Below are 19,916 nucleotides of genomic sequence, written 5' to 3' on the forward strand. Positions count from 1 at the left end.
TATTTTTGTTACGTTTTTTTAAGCTATTTTTTAATTTATTTAATAAAATCCAAATTAAAAATCCTATTTATGGTTTAAATAAAAAAATAAACCCCGAATTATATCGAGGTTTGTCATCAATCTGAGACCAATATAAAAGTATTGGTCTTTTCAGATTATCTTATTTTTTATTATCATACCGTTAAAAGACAATGTAAGTTGAATAATATAGTTTTCGCGCTTTCATCGAATTCCATTACAAATTTACTCTATATTGTTATATAATTGATGGCATTTTTATTGATACCGCACGGAGATAAAACCTCTGAGGTATGTTTCGATTTTGTTCTCCTTGAATTAAGGATTCTTTATGATTGATTTTTCCCAATCAGTGCCAGAATTGGTTGCTTGGGCAAAAAAAAATGATTTTTCGATCTCATTACCAGTTGAACGGCTTGCTTTTTTATTAGCAATAGCGGTATTAAATAGTGAACGGTTTGATGGTGAAATGACGGAATCTGAATTAGTTGATGCCTTCCGCCATGTGTCGCAAATTTTCGAACAGAGTGAAGAAACGATAACGGTTAGAGCGAACAATGCGATAAATGATCTCGTTCGCCAACGTTTTATTACTCGATTTACGAGTGAAATGACTGATGGGTTTTCTATCTATCGTTTGACGCCATTGGGAATAGGTATTACTGATTATTATATTCGTCAGCGAGAGTTTTCCACCTTACGTTTATCTCTTCAACTTTCTATTGTTGCACAAGAGTTAAAACGTGCTGCCGATGCTGCGCTTGAAGGCGGTGATGATCTGCATTGGCATCGAAATGTTTTTGCGCCGTTAAAATATTCCGTTGCTGAGATTTTTGACAGTATTGATATCACGCAACGTGTTATGGATGAGCAGCAGGCAGATGTGAAGCAAAACATTTCAGCCTTATTAAGCCAAGATTGGCAAGCAGCAATTAGCAGTTGTGAAGGTTTACTCACCGAAACATCGCAGACCTTGCGTGAGTTACAAGATACTTTAGCTGCTGCAGGGGATAAGCTACAAGCTAGTCTTCTTTTGATCCAAGATGCAATATTGGACAATCCTGATCTTGATAAGATTAACAATGTGATTATAGATTTACAGGGCAAACTTGACCGGATTATTGGTTGGGGGCAAAAGGCGATAGATCTTTGGATAGGTTATGATCGCCACGTGCATAAGTTTATTCGTACCGCAATTGATTTAGATAAGAATCGCGTTTTTTCGCAGCGTTTACGTAAATCAATTCAAAATTACTTTGATTTGCCTTGGTCACTGACTTTTGCTAATGCTGATCGTTTGCTTGATATGCGTGATGAAGAATTAGTCTTACACGAAGCAGAGGTAACTGGCGAATTACCATCAGAGCTCGAATTTGAAATGATTGAAGAAATCCAAGAGCATATTATTGCGCATATTGAACAAAATCTACTGATCTTTAAGCAAGAAAATAAACCTCTTGATATCAGTATTGCCATTCGCAGTTATTTAGCGCAGTTCCCACGCGAACAACATTTTGATATTGCAAGGTTATTTATCGATCAAGCTATTCGTTTAGGTATTGCCGAAGACGATTTGCTAGGTATCCCTGCCGAATGGAAACTGATTAACGATTATGGAGCTAAGGTACAAGCACATGTCATCAACAAATACTAAAAATTTAGAAATAGAATCAACCGCCCAGCACCTTGATAAAGTTATGGGGCGTATTGCAGCCAGTTCTCAAGCATCAATCGATAAATATATGCCTGTAAAATTGGCGCAGGCGATTGCTAATCCAATTTTTCCAGAACTTGATAGCTTACTACGATCAGGGCGGCATATTGGTATTGATGAGCTTGATCATCATGCCTTTCTAATGGATTTCCAACTTGAGCTTGAGCAATTTTATCAACGTTATAATGTTGAATTGATTCGAGCGCCAGAAGGCTTTTTCTACTTGCGTCCACGCTCTACAACATTAATTCCTCGTTCAGTATTATCGGAACTTGATATGCTTGTTGGTAAAGTACTTTGTTATCTATATTTAAGTCCGGAACGATTGGCTCATGAAGGCATTTTTACCTTACAAGAGTTATTTGATGAGCTGATTTCGTTAGCTGATGAAAATAAATTACTAAAATTAGTCAACCAGCGTTCAACCGGTTCAGATTTAGATCGCCAAAAACTCTTTGATAAAGTAAAAACAGCCTTAAATCGCTTACGTCGGTTAGGCATGATTTTTTTTATTGTGGGTAATGATAGCAATCGTTTTCGCATTAACGAAGCTATCTTCCGTTTTGGGGCAGATGTACGTAGTAGCGATGATGCGCAAGAAGCGCAATTGCGCTTAATCCGAGATGGTGAAGCAATTAAAATTGAATCATCACTGACTTTAGATAATGATAACAGCGAAGAACAAGATGAAGACGTTAATGAGGAGACAGAATAAACATGATTGGACACGGTAAATTTCACTCATTAACGTTAATTAACTGGAATGGTTTTTTTGCGCGAACTTTTGAGCTAGACCAATTAGTCACAACGCTATCGGGTGGTAATGGGGCTGGTAAATCAACCACAATGGCAGCATTTGTAACCGCATTAATTCCTGACTTAACCTTATTACACTTTAGAAATACAACGGAAGCCGGGGCGACTTCAGGTTCACGAGACAAAGGCTTGCATGGTAAATTAAAACCGGGTGTTTGTTATTCTATGCTTAATGTGATTAATTCTCGTAACCAACGTATTATTTGTGGTGTCCGCTTACAACAAGTTGCAGGTCGCGATAAAAAAGTCGATATCAAACCATTCTTATTGCAAGGTTTACCTATTGGTATAAGTCCAACAGAATTGGTAACAGAACGACTCAATGACAAACAAGCTCGCATTTTATCGTTACTAGAGCTAAAAGATAAAGTTGAATTGATGGATGGTATTATCTTCAAACAATTTAACTCGATTACTGATTATCATTCAGTTATGTTTGATTTTGGCATTTTACCAAAACGCTTACGTTCACCATCAGATAGAAGTAAATATTACCGATTGATCGAAGCCTCACTTTATGGCGGTATCTCAAGTGCTATTACACGTTCACTACGCGACTATTTATTACCTGAAAATGGTGGGGTGCGTAAAGCTTTCCAAGATATGGAAGCGGCACTGCGTGAAAACCGAATGACATTAGAAGCGATTCGAGTTACACAATCCGATCGGGATTTATTCAAACATCTTATTACTGAATCGACCAATTATGTCGCGGCCGATTATATGCGTCATGCTAACGAACGCCGAGTGCATATTGAATCGGTACTTGGCTTGCGTCGTGATATGTTTAAAACGCAAGATCAGCTTATTAGTAATCAATACCGCCAAGTAGAAACGGCGAAAGAACTTAAAGAGTATCAAGAAGCGCAAAGCGATTTGGAAACTGATTTACAAGCCGCTAATGATCACCTCAATTTAGCACAAACAGCGCTACGCCAACAAGAAAAAATCGACCGCTATCAAGCAGATTTAGATGACTTAAATTTAAAGCTTGAAGAACAAAACGAAGTGGTACTTGAAGCGAATGAACAGTACCAAGTTTATCGCGATCAGGTTAACGAAACAGAGCAAGAAGTCGATGAAATCAAAACACAGTTGGCGGATTATCAGCAAGCACTTGATGTTCAACAAACACGAGCAATTCAATACCAACAGGCTTTACAGGCTTTAAAAAATGCGCAGTCATTATGTCAGCTACCAAAACTAGATATTAGCAATATCGAAGATCACTTTGCCGTGTTTGATGAAAAGCAAAAAGAGATCACCGAACAAGTTCTTGAACTTGAACAAAAATTAAGTGTATCTGATGCAGCCATTAATCAATTTGATCGAGCTTATCAATTGGTGATTAAATTAGTTGGTGATGTGACACGTAGTGATGCCTTTGTTGCAGCGAAAGAAGCATTAAGAAAATGGCCATCACAATGTTATCAAGCTGAACAAGCGGAACATTTACAGCTACAACTTGATGAACTAGAACAACGCTTTTTTGAGCAAAAAGAAGCAGAATCATTACTAACACAGTTTTGTAAACGTATTGGACGACAAATTAATTATGATGAGCTTGACGAATTAAAACAAGAGATCGAATCCCAACTAGATGAGAATGCGGAGCGGGCTAACGAATCAAGCGAAAAGCGTATTGAATTTAGGCAAGAACTTGAACAGATTCAATCGAAAATTACTGATTATCACCAAAAAGCACCATTATGGTTAAAAGCCCAAGATGCGTTAATTGCTTTGCAAGAACAAACCGGTGAAATGTTTAATAACAGTCAAGCCGTGACTCAACATATGCAAAAGCTGCTTGAAAGAGAGCGAATATTAGTTACTGAACGAGATCAAATTAGCTTTAGACGTAATCAATTAGATGTCCAAATTGAGCAACTTAACCAACCTAGTGGTGTTGATGATGGTCGTTTATCTGCATTGTCTGAACGCTTCAACGGTGTATTACTTTCTGAAATTTATGAAGACGTAACCATTGATGATGCGCCTTACTTTTCAGCGCTCTATGGTCCAGCAAGGCAAGCTATCGTTGTACCAGACTTATCATTAGTTAAACAGCAATTAGAAAGTCTTACCGCAAGTGATGAAGATTATCCAGAAGATATCTACTTTATTGAAGGTGATCCTTCATCATTTGATGATAGCGTTTTTGATTGCGAAGAGATGAATAAATCTGTACTAGTCAAAACAGGCGATCGCCAATGGCGATTTTCAAGTTTTCCAAGTGTACCACTATTTGGTCGAGCAGCGCGTGAAGTTCATCTTGAAAAACTATCGGTTGAACGTGATGAATTACATGAACGTTATGCAACAATTTCATTTGATTTACAAAAATTACAACGCATTGAGCAAAATGTTGGACAGTTTATAGGTCAATATCTTGCGGTTGCTTTTGATATCGACCCTGAAGCGGAAGCGCAAAAATTAGCGACAAGACGCACCGAAATTGAACGTCAATTATCATCTCAAGAAAGCATTGATCAACAAAACCAACAACAAGTTATTAATTGCAAAGAGCAATTAGCTACCGTTAATAAGCTTGTTGCTCAGATGCACTTGCTTGCAGATGAAGATTTAGCAGATCGGGTTGATGAATTACGTGAGCAATTAGCTGAAGCGCAAGAATCTGCGCAGTATGTTAGTCGTAATCGCAATACTGTTTCAGAACTTGAACCGATTGTGGCACTATTACAAAGTGATCCTGAACAAAATGAATCGCTTCGTGAACATTACAACATGGTTAAAGCACAGCAACAAGCGATTCGCCAACAAGTTTTTGCGTTAACTGAAGTCATACAACGCCGAGCTCACTTTAGTTATGAAGATTCGGCTGGCATGTTGAGTGAAAATAGTGATTTAAATGAAAAATTGCGGTCTCGATTAGAAGTGGTTGAAGCGCAAAGAGCTGAAGCGCGTAGTCAGATGCAACAGTATCAAGATAAATACAATCAATATAACCAAACGTTTGCCTCGCTTAAAAGTGCATTTGAAACTAAGCGTGATATGTTGCATGAACTACAAAAAGAGATCGAACAAATTGGCGTAAAAGCGGACGCGATCACAGAAGAACGAGCGCGATTGCGCCGTGATGAAATCCATCAAAAATTAAATAATAACCGTCAACATTGTACATCGCTTGAAAAACAACTGATTATGTGTGAAAGCGAAATGACACAGATGCAAAAACGCTTAACTCAAACACTGCGTGATTATAAACAACTTCGTGAACAGGTAGTACAAGCGAAAGCAGGATGGTGTTTAGTATTAAGGTTGGTTAAAGAAAATAGTGTTGAACGTCGACTACATCGCCGAGAACTGGCTTACTTAAGTGCTGATGAGCTACGTTCTATGTCGGATAAGGCATTGGGTTCGTTACGCTTGGCAGTTAATGACAATGAACATCTACGGGATGTTTTAAGATTATCAGAAGATCCAAAACGTCCAGAACGTAAAATTCAATTCTATATCGCAGTTTATGCACATTTACGCGAACGAATTCGCCAAGATATTGTGAAAACAGATGACCCTATTGAAGCGATCGAACAGATGGAAATTGAATTGTCACGTTTAACGGAAGAACTCACATCACGTGAACAGCAGCTGGCAATTAGTTCAAAGAGTGTGTCCAATATTATCCGTAAAACCATACAGCGAGAGCAAAATCGTATACGTATGCTTAACCAAGGCTTACAAGCGGTAGCATTCGGTCAAGTCAATGGCGTACGCTTAAATGTTAGTGTTCGAGAAGCACACTCTACTCTGTTATCAGCATTAGCTGATGAGCAAAACGAACATCAAGATCTATTTAGTAATAATCGTATTACATTTTCAGAAGCTTTAGCTAAACTTTATCAACGTTTAAACCCACATATTGATATGGGACAAAAAGCGGCACAAAATATTGGTGAAGAACTGCTTGATTATCGGAATTATCTTGAAATGGATGTTGAAGTGAACCGTGGTGCGGATGGTTGGTTACGTGCTGAAAGTGGTGCGCTATCAACCGGTGAGGCAATTGGTACGGGTATGTCAATTTTACTCATGGTTATTCAAAGTTGGGAAGAAGAATCCAAACGACTACGTAATAAAGATATTTTACCATGCCGTTTATTATTCTTGGACGAAGCCGCTCGACTAGATGCCAAATCCATTGCAACTCTATTTGAGCTTTGCGAACGGCTAGAAATGCAATTAATCATTGCCGCTCCAGAAAACATCAGCCCAGAAAAAGGCACAACGTATAAACTTGTACGTAAAGTGATGAACAACCAAGAGCATGTGCATGTGGTTGGTTTAAAGGGCTTCGCTTAATTTGTTTTGTCGACATTGTCGGCAAAACATTGGCGTATTTTGTAAAAAAGTTTCAGGTAACTATACGTTTTAGTATAAAAATATGGTTATAAGCTCAATAGCAATATGAGGTATTGAGCCAAATTAAGCCATTTTATAAAGGCGTACTCTGTCTAATCTTTGCTAGGAGCACTTCCACCATCAAATAAAAACAGCAGTCCTTGCCTCTTAGCATGGCAGTTTGAGTATCTTATTAATGGGTGAATTTTTCTTGCCATAATAATTTTAGTTATATAGTTTCGTATAACTAACCATATAACTAAAAATTTTGGTTGTAAATGCATCTTACTGATACTTAATGGGCAATAAAATAGACTTTAAGGCTTGTTATTACTGGGTTTTGTGTGCTTTGTAGGGTTTAAAAGAATGTTACTGTTTATTGATTTGGTGCCGTGGGCGGGACTTGAACCCGCATGCTCTTAGAGCACTACCCCCTCAAGATAGCGTGTCTACCAATTTCACCACCACGGCGCCGTTTTTATTCAGGAATATCCGATGTTGGATTTTGTTGTGTCGGTTGAGCAATAGGTGCTGTAGTTTGCTCTGCTCCACCTTCATTTTGCTGCGCCGTTGCTGGTACGCTATCTTCAATGTTATCAAATTCATGATTTGAAGCGGCATGAGGCTTACTACCTAAATTCGACAATAGAATGCTAATGACAAAAAACAAAATACCTAATAACGTTGTTGTACGAGTCAAAAAGTTACCACTTCCTGAAGAACCAAACAAAGTTGCTGACGCGCCTGAGCCGAAAGAAGAACCCATATCTGCGCCTTTACCTCGCTGAATCAAAACTAAAACGATAATCACCAAAGCGATGATCAAATAACTTATAATTAGAAGTTCGTACATTTCAACCTGTCAATTTTATATGTTATACAACAGAATCTATTGGTGCGGAATATTAGCGAAAGACAGCCCAACAAGCAAGTAAAATTTCATGGATTATCGGTTTATTTTGAAAAATATCTCTTTTAATCAATCAAAAACTGTCAATTTTTAAACTAAAATAAGCACCATCATTATCTATCACCTTAATTGTAAGGTCATTATTCCTTACATACTGCATGTAATTGCTGTTCTTTTCCCCATACTTGAATTTGCCCTATCCAAGCATCAATAGCATATCTGTTAGAAAGCTCTGGGTGTAGATGTGCTTGCGGAAACACATCAGATGAAAAAAACCAATAATATTTGTGAGACCACCTTGAGTTTGGATAGTTAATATCATCTGCCATTCCCCATTCACTTAGTAATCCTTGATTAATTGCACGTGTAAAGAGATCCCAAGTCAAAGGGTTTTCTATCCATGTCGCTGATGCATTTGGTGAATTAGACATTTCAGCCCTAGTGGGTAGATTTTGTTCACCATGACAAGCGACTTTTGCTTGTTCAAAAGAATAAAGAACTTCACCTTGAGGCACAACCCAAGTTTTGGTTGGATTAAATGTATAAGTATGTACGATGTTTTGATTAGGTTTAAATTTTGCTGATATTGTCACTGAGCCATTAGGTTTACTGTTTAGGAAAACCATGCCATTTTTATCTACAGTCACACTACCTGTTGGTGTTGCATTTACAGAATAAGTCCAATCTGTTTGGGCGCCAGTCATAAGTAATTGAAACTGAGCACCAGGAAAACCTGTTGTTGGGAACTTCGGATTGGCAGATGCATAAAATCCATTGATAGGGTCAAAAACACTATGATCGTATCCACCGCCACAAAGTGAATCTCTATATTCAGTGCCAGGCTTATTCCAACCTTTACTACCACGATTAGGATCAATTACAGAACTATCAATATTCTCATAACCTATAAGTGCACAATCTGTTTTTCCATTTTGGGTAAAATGATAAGGACTCCCCCAAGTTTGATTATTATTGACGATCATTTGGTTTGGTTTAGCAAAACAGATCGCTGAATCAGTATTAATTTGATAAATTTTGGTTAAATGAGATGATTCACTATCTTTTGGAACGCCATATTCTGAATGGACTTGCACATCTGAAAGGGTAATGGCTAACTTAAGTGGCATTTGAAACCCGCTACCGCAACCAATGGCTTTATTATATTGTGATTTTTCAATTTCTTGCTCAGCATTATCAAACCATTTAAAGTTGATTGAACCAAAAGAAAAAGTACCTTGTTCAGAAGTTTTACCTTTATCGCCATCTTCATCGTAATAGTTTTTGGTCGGTGATAATTTAAGTTCATCGATTGTCGGTATTTTGATAATAAAATCATTAAGAGTTAAGTTTTTATCAAAGAAAGTAGGAATATTATTTAATTGTTCGCTATAAAAGGTATCTCTGACGGTAAACCCTAAGTTATTTTCAGAAAAATTTGAAATAAAAATCGGTGCATTCCCTTTAATCGAGTTTGCAGTTACTGTCGACAACGTAGCTGAAGCTGAGAATGAAAAAAGGTAAGAGATAAAGAAAAGTGTCGAAGTAACGATATTTTTGTTTAATTTATAACCTGTTTGCTGTTTGCTGTTTGCTGTTTGCTGTTTGCTGTTTGCTGTTTGTCATTATAAACTCCTTTATTTAATTGGTCAATTTAACCCTTTGTTTTTTTATTATTATTTTGAATATGTTATAGTTAACAGCATATAACTGTTTAGCAGTATAGTATATTTCATTATTTTGTTAGAACCGCTTTTTTGTAAAGTTTTTTAAATATGAAATATTAGCTAGCTCGCACCAATAGCGAGGGCACAATAATCAATTGTGCGTTCTTATCTAAAAAGCAGTATAATGTTGCCATTTTTATTATGGTAAGCTCTATTTATGAAATTTATTGTTAAACTTTTTCCTGAAATAACTATCAAAAGTGATTCTGTTCGTTTGCGTTTTATTAAAATATTAACCAGTAATATCCGTAATATTTTAAAACATCATATTGAAGATGTTGCAGTTATTCGTCATTGGGACTTTATTGAAGTTCGTCCAAAAATTGAAAATAGTGAAAAGCAGATACTTGAGCTATTAACTCGGATCCCCGGCATTCATCATATTTTAGCTGTCGATGAACTCACTTTTGCTGATATGCATGATATTTTTGAAAAAGTATTAGATTATTATGCACCATTGATTGAAAACAAAACATTTTGTGTACGGGTTAAACGTCGTGGTAAACATGAATTTACTTCAATTGATGTGGAGCGTTATGTTGGTGGTGGGCTTAATCAATACGTATCTTCGGCTAAGGTTAAATTAACCCACCCAGAAATCACGGTTAATCTTGAAATCGATAAAGACAAGTTACTACTGGTAAAAAGCCGACATGCAGGTATTGGTGGTTTTCCAACTGGTACGCAAGAAGATGTTCTTTCGCTTATATCGGGTGGATTTGACTCGGGAGTATCAAGTTATATGTTAATTAGGCGCGGTAGCCGAGTACATTATTGTTTCTTTAATCTTGGCGGCAAAACTCACGAGATCGGTGTTAAACAGATGGCACATTATTTATGGGAGCGTTTTGGCAGTTCACATAAAGTGCGTTTTATAGCTATTGATTTTTCTGATGTTGTTGGTGAAATTCTGGAAAAAATTGACGATGGGCAAATGGGAGTGATCTTAAAACGAATGATGATTCGTGCAGCATCAAAAATTGCGCAACGTTATAAAGTAGAAGCACTTGTTACTGGCGAAGCATTAGGTCAAGTATCGAGTCAAACGTTGACTAACTTACGGTTAATTGATAATGCTAGTGATACATTAATTCTACGCCCTCTTATCACGCATGATAAAGAAACGATTATCAATCTTGCACGCCAAATTGGAACGGAAGATATCGCTAAAACAATGCCTGAGTTTTGTGGTGTGATATCTAAAAAACCAACGGTTAAAGCCGTAAAAGAAAAAATTGAAGCAGAAGAATTAAATTTCGATTTCACAATTTTAGATAAAGCTGTTGCCGAAGCTGAAAACATTGATATACGTGAGATTGCAAAACAATCTGACACAAAGATTACTCAAGTCGAAACTGTTACAGCACTGAGTGCAGATCATGTGGTTATTGATATTCGTTCTCCAGAAGAGCAAGAAGATAATCCACTTGTATTGAATGATATTCAAATCAAGCATATTCCATTTTACAAATTGGCAACGCAATTTGGAAATTTGGATCAATCAAATCAATATTTACTCTATTGTGAACGCGGCGTAATGAGCAAGTTACAAGCACTTTATTTAATTGACCAAGGGTTTAATAATGTAAAAATATTTTCTATATAAATTTTAACAATAATTTACTATATTATTCTTATTTTTTACATATATAATGAATTCTTAAACAAAAACTATATTTGTGATTAATATAAAAATAAATATCAATATCAAGAATGAATTCGATATAGATAAAAAGAGGAATGTAATGAACAGCAAATTACTTGTCGTTGATGATGATCAGGAGATTACTTTATTATTACGAGAACTACTTGAATTAGAAGGCTATCAAGTTGAAATAGCGAATAATGGTATTCAGGCTTTAGAAAAGTTTGATAGAACTATAGATCTTATTTTACTTGATATTATGATGCCTGAAATGAATGGATTTAGTTTATTATCTCAACTTAGAGGTAAATTTACTGTACCTGTTATTTTTTTAACGGCTAAAGATAGTGAAGATGATAAAGTTATTGGCCTTGAACTTGGTGCTGATGATTACATTCAAAAACCATTTAATGATAGAGAACTTATCGCTCGAATTAATGCGCTTTTACGTAGAACTCGTTGGGATAATACAGAAAATGATGCTGCTGATAAACCGATTCAATATACAATTGATAAACTTAGTGTGAATCGAAAACAGCAATCTGTTTTTTTTGATAACAAGTATATTGATTTAACGGGTACTGAGTTTCAAGTGTTGCTTACATTTCTTGAAAACGCGGGCAAAATAATTACACGTGAAAAGCTAAGTGAATCTGTTTTAGGTAAAGAGCTTGTCCCGCTTGCTCGTTCGATTGATGTTCATGTTTCTAATTTACGTAAAAAACTCCCTCATCGAAGTGATGGTTTACCTTGGATTAAAACACTACGTACTAAAGGTTATTTATTTGTCGTGGATCAACAAAATGATTTGTTGTAAGGCTAGAATAAAATTTAAGAAGGTCAGATAATATGTGGATTTTTGATCGCCTAACAATCAGAATTTTCACTATATTTTTACTGACCATCGTTTTTTTTCTCATGTTAATAATGGTGTTACCGAGCCTTGATTCTCGAAATTTAACGTATTTAGCAAATAAAGATAAAGAAGCAGGTAATATACTAGCTCATCAGGTTGAGAATGATCTTGTTAATGTGCCTAAAGATAGTTTTCGATGGTGGATGCGTTTTATTGTTGTGATGGATAACCACCAGAAATCAGGTCAATCTTTATTTATTGTTACACCCAATGAGCAAATCATTACTGCTGAGACTAAAAATATCGATTTAGTGAAGAACTTTAGAGAAAAATCCAGTAATGTTGAGGATCCAGCCAAGAAGATTTATGATTCACAAGAAATTATAGGGCCTTTTTTAGTCCATTATGACAATACAGAATATCAATTGTATATCTTACAACAAGCGACGGACATTCAATCACAATTCGTTAACTTTATATTTGATCATCCTTTTTTATTATTAGCTTTGACCATGTTAGCCAGTTCGCCTTTTTTACTTTGGTTATCTTGGAGTATTGCTAAACCAGCAAGAGGATTGAAAAAAGCAGCAGATCAGGTTGCAAAAGGCAATTTACAAGAGTGGCCAGAACTTGAACAAATAGGATCCTCTGAATATAAAGCAACTGGCGCTAGTTTTAACCATATGCTTAGGGAGCTTAAACGAATGCAAGAGGTGCAGCACCGCCTGTTTTCAGATATTTCTCATGAACTACGCACGCCTTTGACTCGGTTGCAGCTTGCTACAGCTTTATTACGTCGAAAACAAGGTGAAAGCAGTGAAGTTGTGCGTATTGCTATTGAGGCATTAAAGTTAGATTCTATGATTGGTGATTTATTGTCATTGGCAAGGCAGCAATATGACAATAATGAAATCCGTGAATTTAATAAAATTAATCTGTTGTTTAAACATGTGCTTGATAATGCCGTTTTTGAAGCAGAACAAATAGGCAAGAAGTTTACCGTTGCCAATCTTCCAACCAACCATACCATTTTATGTTATCCAGTTGCTTTATGTAGTGCACTTGAAAACGTTATACGTAATGCATTTCGTTATTCCAATAAACAGATTGTTGTCAATTTTGTGGCACAACAAAAAAAGATAACCATTACAATTGATGATGATGGTTCAGGGGTTGCTGAAAGTGAATTAGAAGAAATTTTTAGACCCTTTTATCGTACAAGTGAAGCTCGAGATCGCCAATCAGGTGGAACTGGATTAGGGCTTGCTATTGTTGCCAATGCCATCATACGCGATCACGGAACCGTAAAAGCTGAAAAAAGTCATCTTGGCGGACTTAGAATTGTGATAGTATTGCCAATTCATAAACATCAATAAATAGTGAAAGAGAAAAGTTGTGTCAGATTCAGTCTTAAATATTGTTTTATTTGAACCCGAAATTCCCGCTAATACTGGTAATATTATTCGCCTTTGTGCTAACACTGGCTTTAATTTACATATTATTGAACCCATGGGTTTTTTCTGGGATGACAAAAAATTAAGACGAGCTGGGCTTGATTATCAAGAATTTGTTGATGTAAAACGTTATAAAAATCTCAACCATTTTTTAGATGCCAATCAAATCGACTTGTCGACACAAGTTTATGCCTTAACCACAAAAGGGCAAAGGTCTCATAGTGAAGTTAATTACCAGCAACATGACTTTTTAATGTTTGGACCAGAAACCCGAGGATTACCGAAAGCCATACTTGATGTATTGCCTCAAGATAAAAAAATACGTATTCCCATGTTAGCAACGAGCCGTAGTATGAATTTATCTAATTCTGTAGCTGTTGTGGTTTATGAATCATGGCGCCAGTTAAACTACATCGGTGCAAAATAAAATTTATCCCTATTTTATCGGTACATTCCGACGTAGGTAAAAGGCAGCTATATTCACACCTTTCTGTGTTATGAAAGGTGTATGTTTGTTCTGTAAAAATTTTTAGTTATGATGTTGATTTTATTTGTTTTCTATGTTTTTCTTTTTTGTGGAAAAACAAAAATTTCAAACCCTTAAAGCTTCTCACTAAGCTTCATAAAAATAACTCTCAATAAATCTATATAAAAATCACTCAAAAAACTAGCCAAGCTTTTTTTTAACGGTTATACTTTAATCGGTTGAAAATTCAGCTTGTTTAATAAACATGCAAACATAAAAATCAAAATAAAACATAAAGTTACTTGACAGGTGAACCATAATGCATTATCATTTTAGACACCAGACACCAGACACCAGCACTGGCAAACCTATGTATTAAATTTATCGAATAGACACTTTAGACAGGTTTTAGCACTTACCTCGCGTATATCCTCGAAGTTATTTTTCAAATCATTATCGAAATTATCTCGGAAAATCTCATTGGTATTGGCAGTGTTGTTATTGTCGTTTTCATGGAATTCGCTGGCATTAACGGGTAAAAGAGGTCGAGCGGTTAATCGTAGTGATGCCATAATACTGCCATCGTCACTGGGGATCCTCAAATCCGTAAGACCTAATCTTGATTTTGGCGAGCTTCACTTCGCGGGTCCTGCTGACATATGGAACTCCGATTATGGATTCCTAGTTCAATCAAAAGATCCAGCATTATACGCGCTTAATTTTCCAACTACGGGGGCTGATGGATTATATTTTGATTTAATCATAATGGGAGAAGCAAGTGAATTGACATGGGAGCCAGTCAAGCATGAGGGAATTACAGCCACAGTGACGCGAAAAACAGAATGTAATAACGAATGTGATGTCGAGTTTCGTGTTACGCTAACAGGTCCAGAGGCAAGAACTCAATGGGGTAATCCCTATCCTAATCAAATTACCGCGCCAAAGTTACCGCAGGCCTTTGAGTTAGTGGGTAGAGACAGAGAGGGTAAAGAAATAGTAAGATATGGATTTGTCCTACAGAAATGGTTTGTGAACCGAGGAGCTGAATTATATTACTATCCTGATATGGTAACTTGGTGTAGTCGTTTGGGTTATCGTGTGCCACAGGTCAAGGATCTGACTAATGCAATTTGTTCTGGTCTTGGCTCAGGTTCGCATTGCCAAGGATCAATTGGCGCAACGCCACTATCAAGTGGTAATCATTATCAGCGTCAAATAGGTGCTGGATTGTTTACGGAGTGGGGCTTTATGCATCATTACACTGGTGCAGATTTCGTCCTCCAAAACTACTGGACAAGTGACACGACGAGGACTGGCCAGTTCGATGTGGGCGCGGACAACGGTGACATTTATTGGTTCAGTGCCTCCATTATCAATTATGGCCTTTGCACCGCTCCTTAGTCTAATGGTTAGTTTTTAATCCGGTCTTATGCACTAATTAATGACAAGCAATCAAAGAACAAAGCTTGGTGTAAAGCGGGCTCCCAAGTCGACGAGGTTTAAAAGTTTGTGCTCTTATAGCTTGTCAGCAATAAAAATTATCATTTTCAATTTATCAACGTTGATTGTGTTGATAATTAAATTTGGACAGATTTTAAAGGATTTTAATAATAGGATTGCTTGTAAAAACAGTAAGCTTGAATTTTAAATTTGTGCTATTTAAATAAGCAAGAGAGGTTAGACCAACCTCTCTTTTGGGGGCGATAGAAGCGAACTTAAAAGTATGCGATTTTATTTAACGCGTGATACATATTCGCCTGAGCGAGTATCCACTTTAAGGACTTCGCCAATTTGTACAAATAAAGGTACACGAACTACCGCACCAGTTGATAAAGTCGCTGGTTTACCGCCGGTGCCTGCTGTGTCACCTTTTAAACCTGGATCCGTTTCGATTACTTCAAGTTCAACAAAGTTTGGTGGCGTTACAGCAATCGGTTGACCGTTCCATAATGTTAAGATACATTCAGCTTGATCAACCAACCATTTTGCATTGTCGCCAACTGCTTTAGCGTCAGCCGAAAGTTGTTCAAATGTGTCGTTATTCATAAAATGCCAAAACTCACCATCGGTGTAGAGGTAAGTTAAATTCATATCAATAACGTCAGCCGCTTCGACTGATTCGCCTGATTTGAATGTTTTATCGACAGTTTTACCTGAAAGTAATTTTTTAATTTTTACGCGATTGATGGATTGACCTTTACCCGGTTTATAAAATTCATTTTCAACAATGACACACGGTTCACCATCTTGCATTATTTTAAGACCAGCTTTAAACTCATTAGTACTAAAAGATGCCATAAAAGCTCCAACTAAAATTCTGAATTACAAAAAATGAGCCATATTATACAGCAAAAAATCGAACTACCAAATAATAAAGATGAATGGATTGTTGATCTTGCCAATGTTGTGACAGATATCAACGTCTTATACTCCTATTTAGGTCTAGACCCTGACACCATCTCAACCCCTATGCAACAGGCGAAAAAACAGTTTCCGCTTCGCGTTCCTAGGGCTTTCATTAATCGAATGAAAAAGGGGGATGGTAATGACCCACTTTTACTACAGGTGCTTTGTCATGATAAGGAATTATTAAAAGTTGATGGCTACAGTCATGACCCATTACAAGAGCAAGATAATGCCATTGCAGGGTTATTGCATAAGTATCATAATCGTGCATTGTTGATCACAAAAACGGCGTGTGCAATTAACTGTCGTTACTGTTTTAGGCGGCATTTTCCTTATCATGATAATCAAGGCAATAAAAAGAACCTCGGTATTGCACTTGAATATATTGCAAATCACCCTGATCTTGATGAAATTATTTTATCTGGTGGTGATCCACTAATGGCAAAAGATCATGAAATGACTTTTTTGATTAATGCATTAGAAAAAATCCCACATATTAAGCGATTACGAATCCATACACGTTTGGCCGTTGTTATTCCTTCGCGAGTGACGCCTGAACTTTGTCGGCTATTTGCTAAAAGTAGGTTGCAAATAATAGTTGTTACTCACATTAATCATTCAAATGAGATTGATAATGCTGTTGCTGTTGCAATTAAGCTTTTAAAACAAAGCGGTGTAACTGTACTAAATCAAAGCGTATTGTTGAAAAATATTAATGATAATGCCGATATTTTGGCGCAGTTAAGTAATAAGCTTTTTGATATTGGGATTTTGCCTTATTACATCCATTTGTTAGATAAAGTGCAAGGCGCTGCTCATTTTTTGGTTGATGATGAGTCTGCAAAAATAATAATGAAACAACTAGCTGATCGAGTATCGGGTTATTTAGTGCCTAAATTAGCGCGCGAAGTGGGCGGTGAAAAAAGTAAGCGTGTACTATCAGTGAATGATTAATTCACTTAATATGAGGTTAAATTGTGAAAAAAACATTCTATGAAAATCTCATTGACGGAAAATAAAATAGGCTCTATAATTCCGACCTCTTTAATTAATGCTGTGGAGCTTAAGCTCTGCAACCTGTTGATAAATTAGATTTGGATATAAATCGTCATGAAACGCACATTTCAACCATCAGTATTAAAACGCAATAGAACTCACGGTTTCCGTGCTCGTATGGCAACTAAAAACGGTCGTCAAGTTCTTGCTCGCCGTCGTGCTAAAGGCCGTGTTCGTTTAACTGTTGCTAGCTGATTTAAAGTTGGGTGATTAAGTTCACTTTTCCGCGGGAGTTACGATTGTTAACTCCCTTCGATTTCAATCACGTCTTCCAAGATTCCTTTCGGGTAGGTTCTCCGTTTTTAACTTTAGTTGTACGTAAAAATAACTGCAATCATATGCGGTTAGGATTTGCTATAGCTAAAAAACAGGTGAAACGAGCTCATGAGCGTAATCGTATCAAACGACTGGCTAAAGAGTACTTTCGGCATCGTCAACATCAGCTTCCTAATATTGACTTTATTCTGATGGCTAAACAGTCAGTTATAGACTTAGATAATCAGCAAATCGTTGAAACACTAAATAAACTATGCCAACGAATCATAACCAAGTACGAGGTTTGAATAAATTTAAATTAATTATCAAACAGCATGTTTATGCATGTAAATGTATGATAGTGAATGCTTTTGTGCTTTTTATTCGTGTGTATCAGCGTGTTATTAGTCCTTTACTTGGCCCTAAATGTCGTTTTACACCGACATGTTCACAATACGCAATAATTGCATTACGACGTTTTGGATTAATAAAAGGTGGTTGGCTAACAGCTAAACGTGTATTAAAATGTCATCCTTTACATGAAGGAGGAGAAGATTTTGTTCCTCCAAAAATTAAAACCAATAGAGAAAAACACTAATGGGATCTCAACGTAATATTTTAGTCATTGCTTTACTTTTTGTATCTTTTTTTATTTGGAAAGCGTGGGAAGAAGATCACGCACCTAAACCGCCAATCGCAAATCAATTAACGCAACAAATGAGTGATGATGATTCAGCAGATGGCTCAATGTTGGGTAAAACAGTTAATGTAAAATCAGATGTATTGTCACTCACCATTAATACTTATGGCGGTGATGTACAAGCTGCACAACTGTTAAAATATGAGCAAACGCTTCATTCTGGCACGCCGTTCCAATTATTAACATCACGCCCTGATTTTGTTTATATTGCAGAAAGTGGTTTAACAGGTAAAGATGGTCCAGATAATGCGACTCAAGGCTCAAAACGCCCTGTCTATCAAACTGAAAAGTTAGAATATGTGTTAGCTGATGGGCAAGATGAATTGCGTGTTCCACTTACTTATCAAGTTAATGGTGTAAGTTATACTAAATATTACATATTACATCGAGGTAATTATGCAGTTGATGTTCAGTATGACATTAATAACCAAAGCAGTGCACCTGTTGATGTAGCAATGTATGGTCAATTAAAACAAACCATTAAATTACCTGATGATATACCAACCGAAGGGGGAAGTGGACTAGGACAAAGTGCATTCCGTGGCACCGCTTATTCAAGTTCGAGCACTAACTACAGCAAATATAGTTTTGATGATATCAAAGATAAAGCGTTAGCGGTTGAGACGCAAACAGGCTGGGTTGCGATGTTACAGCACTATTTTGCTTCAGCATGGGTGCCAACACAGGATAAAAATAACTTATTTTATACACGAGCAACGGCTAATAAATCACAAGCAACGATTGGTTTCAAAGGTGAGTCAGCTGTTATTCCTGCGGGTAGTACACAAACCATTGGAGCAAAACTATGGTTAGGACCAGAAATTCAAAGTCAATTGCAAGAAACCGCTAATCATCTTGATTTAGTTGTTGACTATGGTTGGTTATGGTTCTTGTCACAACCATTATTTTACTTATTGAAGTTTATTCAAAGTTTTATTGGTAACTGGGGCATCTCAATTATTGTCATCACATTTATTGTTCGAGGTATTTTATTCCCATTAACTCGTGCGCAGTATCGTTCAATGGCAAAAATGAAGTTACTACAGCCTCGTATAGAAGCTTTAAAAGAACGTTATGGTAATGATAGACAAAAAATGAGTATGGAAACAATGGCAATTTACAAACAAGAAAAAGTGAACCCATTAGGTGGTTGCTTGCCATTAATTATTCAAATGCCGATTTTCTTGTCATTATTCTATATGTTAGGTAACGCAGTTGAACTACGGCATGCGCCATTTGCACTTTGGATTTATGACTTATCAGCACAAGATCCTTATTATATTTTGCCTTTATTAATGGGTGCTAGCATGTTCTTAATCCAGAAGATGTCACCAACGCCTGTTACCGATCCGCTACAACAAAAATTAATGACTTATATGCCATTGATCTTTACGTTGTTCTTTTTATGGTTCCCATCAGGCTTAGTTTTATATTATATCGTTAGTAACTTATTCACAATTGCTCAGCAGCGAATTATCTACTGGGAACTTGAGAAAAAAGGACTTCACGAGAAGAAAAAGAAATAGTATTGAAAAAA

At 36.5% G+C, this 19,916-nt stretch carries 16 protein-coding genes and 1 tRNA gene; 13 read left to right on the top strand and 4 right to left on the bottom strand.

Annotated features, from left to right (window positions below):
• Positions 1-349: 349 nt before the first annotated feature.
• Genes mukF through mukB form a run of 3 tightly spaced genes read left to right on the top strand, consistent with a single transcriptional unit; the run spans position 350 to position 6,868 of the window.
• A complete protein-coding gene (mukF, locus tag A9G24_RS00190; RefSeq protein WP_065637229.1) occupies positions 350-1,672 on the top strand; it encodes a chromosome partition protein MukF in 1,323 nt (440 codons plus the stop codon).
• Between the two features lie 43 nt (positions 1,673-1,715).
• Positions 1,716-2,447 (top strand): chromosome partition protein MukE, encoded by a 732-nt coding sequence (gene mukE, locus A9G24_RS00195; protein ID WP_065637266.1) that lies wholly within the window; start codon positions 1,716-1,718, stop codon positions 2,445-2,447.
• A 2-nt stretch (positions 2,448-2,449) separates the two neighbouring features.
• The gene (gene mukB, locus A9G24_RS00200) at positions 2,450-6,868 is read left to right on the top strand and encodes a chromosome partition protein MukB (RefSeq protein ID WP_065637230.1); all 4,419 of its coding nucleotides are present in this window, start codon (positions 2,450-2,452) and stop codon (positions 6,866-6,868) included.
• Positions 6,869-7,292: 424 nt separating this feature from the next.
• On the opposite strand, the gene A9G24_RS00205 is transcribed toward mukB, so the two are convergent.
• The 3 genes from A9G24_RS00205 to A9G24_RS00215 all read right to left on the bottom strand — a co-directional run bounded on the left by A9G24_RS00205 (position 7,293) and on the right by A9G24_RS00215 (position 9,307).
• Positions 7,293-7,378: transfer RNA gene (locus tag A9G24_RS00205), tRNA-Leu, on the bottom strand.
• A 7-nt stretch (positions 7,379-7,385) separates the two neighbouring features.
• Positions 7,386-7,760: a preprotein translocase subunit SecG gene (gene secG / locus A9G24_RS00210; protein ID WP_065637231.1), complete on the bottom strand. Its 375-nt coding sequence runs from the start codon at positions 7,758-7,760 to the stop codon at positions 7,386-7,388.
• 197 nt (positions 7,761-7,957) lie between these two features.
• Positions 7,958-9,307 (bottom strand): hypothetical protein, encoded by a 1,350-nt coding sequence (locus A9G24_RS00215; protein ID WP_065637232.1) that lies wholly within the window; start codon positions 9,305-9,307, stop codon positions 7,958-7,960.
• 391 nt (positions 9,308-9,698) lie between these two features.
• On the opposite strand from A9G24_RS00215, the gene thiI reads away from it, so the two are divergent.
• From thiI to A9G24_RS00240, 5 genes are all read left to right on the top strand, one after another.
• On the top strand, positions 9,699-11,147 hold the full coding sequence (gene thiI / locus A9G24_RS00220; protein WP_065637233.1) for a tRNA uracil 4-sulfurtransferase ThiI: 1,449 nt from the start codon (positions 9,699-9,701) through the stop codon (positions 11,145-11,147).
• Positions 11,148-11,286: 139 nt separating this feature from the next.
• Positions 11,287-12,003, top strand: a complete 717-nt coding sequence (locus A9G24_RS00225; protein WP_065637234.1) for a response regulator — start codon at positions 11,287-11,289, stop codon at positions 12,001-12,003.
• Positions 12,004-12,041: 38 nt separating this feature from the next.
• Positions 12,042-13,418, top strand: coding sequence for an envelope stress sensor histidine kinase CpxA (cpxA, locus tag A9G24_RS00230; protein WP_141673011.1), 1,377 nt, complete (start codon positions 12,042-12,044; stop codon positions 13,416-13,418).
• 19 nt (positions 13,419-13,437) lie between these two features.
• Positions 13,438-13,923 carry a tRNA (uridine(34)/cytosine(34)/5-carboxymethylaminomethyluridine(34)-2'-O)-methyltransferase TrmL gene (gene trmL, locus A9G24_RS00235; protein WP_065637236.1) on the top strand — a complete coding sequence of 162 codons (486 nt, stop codon included), beginning with the start codon at positions 13,438-13,440 and terminating at the stop codon, positions 13,921-13,923.
• A 519-nt stretch (positions 13,924-14,442) separates the two neighbouring features.
• Positions 14,443-15,363: a hypothetical protein gene (locus A9G24_RS00240; protein ID WP_065637237.1), complete on the top strand. Its 921-nt coding sequence runs from the start codon at positions 14,443-14,445 to the stop codon at positions 15,361-15,363.
• Positions 15,364-15,693: 330 nt separating this feature from the next.
• Here the strand turns inward: A9G24_RS00240 and efp are convergent, their stop codons facing one another.
• Positions 15,694-16,260 carry an elongation factor P gene (efp, locus tag A9G24_RS00245; protein ID WP_065637238.1) on the bottom strand — a complete coding sequence of 189 codons (567 nt, stop codon included), beginning with the start codon at positions 16,258-16,260 and terminating at the stop codon, positions 15,694-15,696.
• A 33-nt stretch (positions 16,261-16,293) separates the two neighbouring features.
• Between efp and epmB the strand changes: the two genes are divergently transcribed.
• The 5 genes from epmB (at position 16,294) to yidC (ending at position 19,905) form a co-directional block, all read left to right on the top strand.
• The gene (gene epmB / locus A9G24_RS00250) at positions 16,294-17,322 is read left to right on the top strand and encodes an EF-P beta-lysylation protein EpmB (RefSeq protein WP_065637239.1); all 1,029 of its coding nucleotides are present in this window, start codon (positions 16,294-16,296) and stop codon (positions 17,320-17,322) included.
• A gap of 156 nt (positions 17,323-17,478) precedes the next feature.
• On the top strand, positions 17,479-17,619 hold the full coding sequence (rpmH, locus tag A9G24_RS00255; RefSeq protein ID WP_025314679.1) for a 50S ribosomal protein L34: 141 nt from the start codon (positions 17,479-17,481) through the stop codon (positions 17,617-17,619).
• Positions 17,620-17,630: 11 nt separating this feature from the next.
• Positions 17,631-17,987, top strand: coding sequence for a ribonuclease P protein component (gene rnpA / locus A9G24_RS00260; RefSeq protein WP_065637240.1), 357 nt, complete (start codon positions 17,631-17,633; stop codon positions 17,985-17,987).
• A gap of 47 nt (positions 17,988-18,034) precedes the next feature.
• On the top strand, positions 18,035-18,277 hold the full coding sequence (gene yidD, locus A9G24_RS00265) for a membrane protein insertion efficiency factor YidD (protein WP_065637267.1): 243 nt from the start codon (positions 18,035-18,037) through the stop codon (positions 18,275-18,277).
• Positions 18,277-19,905: a membrane protein insertase YidC gene (gene yidC, locus A9G24_RS00270; protein ID WP_065637241.1), complete on the top strand. Its 1,629-nt coding sequence runs from the start codon at positions 18,277-18,279 to the stop codon at positions 19,903-19,905. The genes yidD and yidC overlap by 1 nt, the downstream gene beginning before the upstream one ends.
• The last annotated feature ends 11 nt before the right edge of the window (positions 19,906-19,916 follow it).

This window comes from Gilliamella sp. App6-5 (assembly GCF_001690525.1).
Classification (GTDB): Bacteria; Pseudomonadota; Gammaproteobacteria; order Enterobacterales; family Orbaceae; genus Gilliamella; species Gilliamella apicola_H.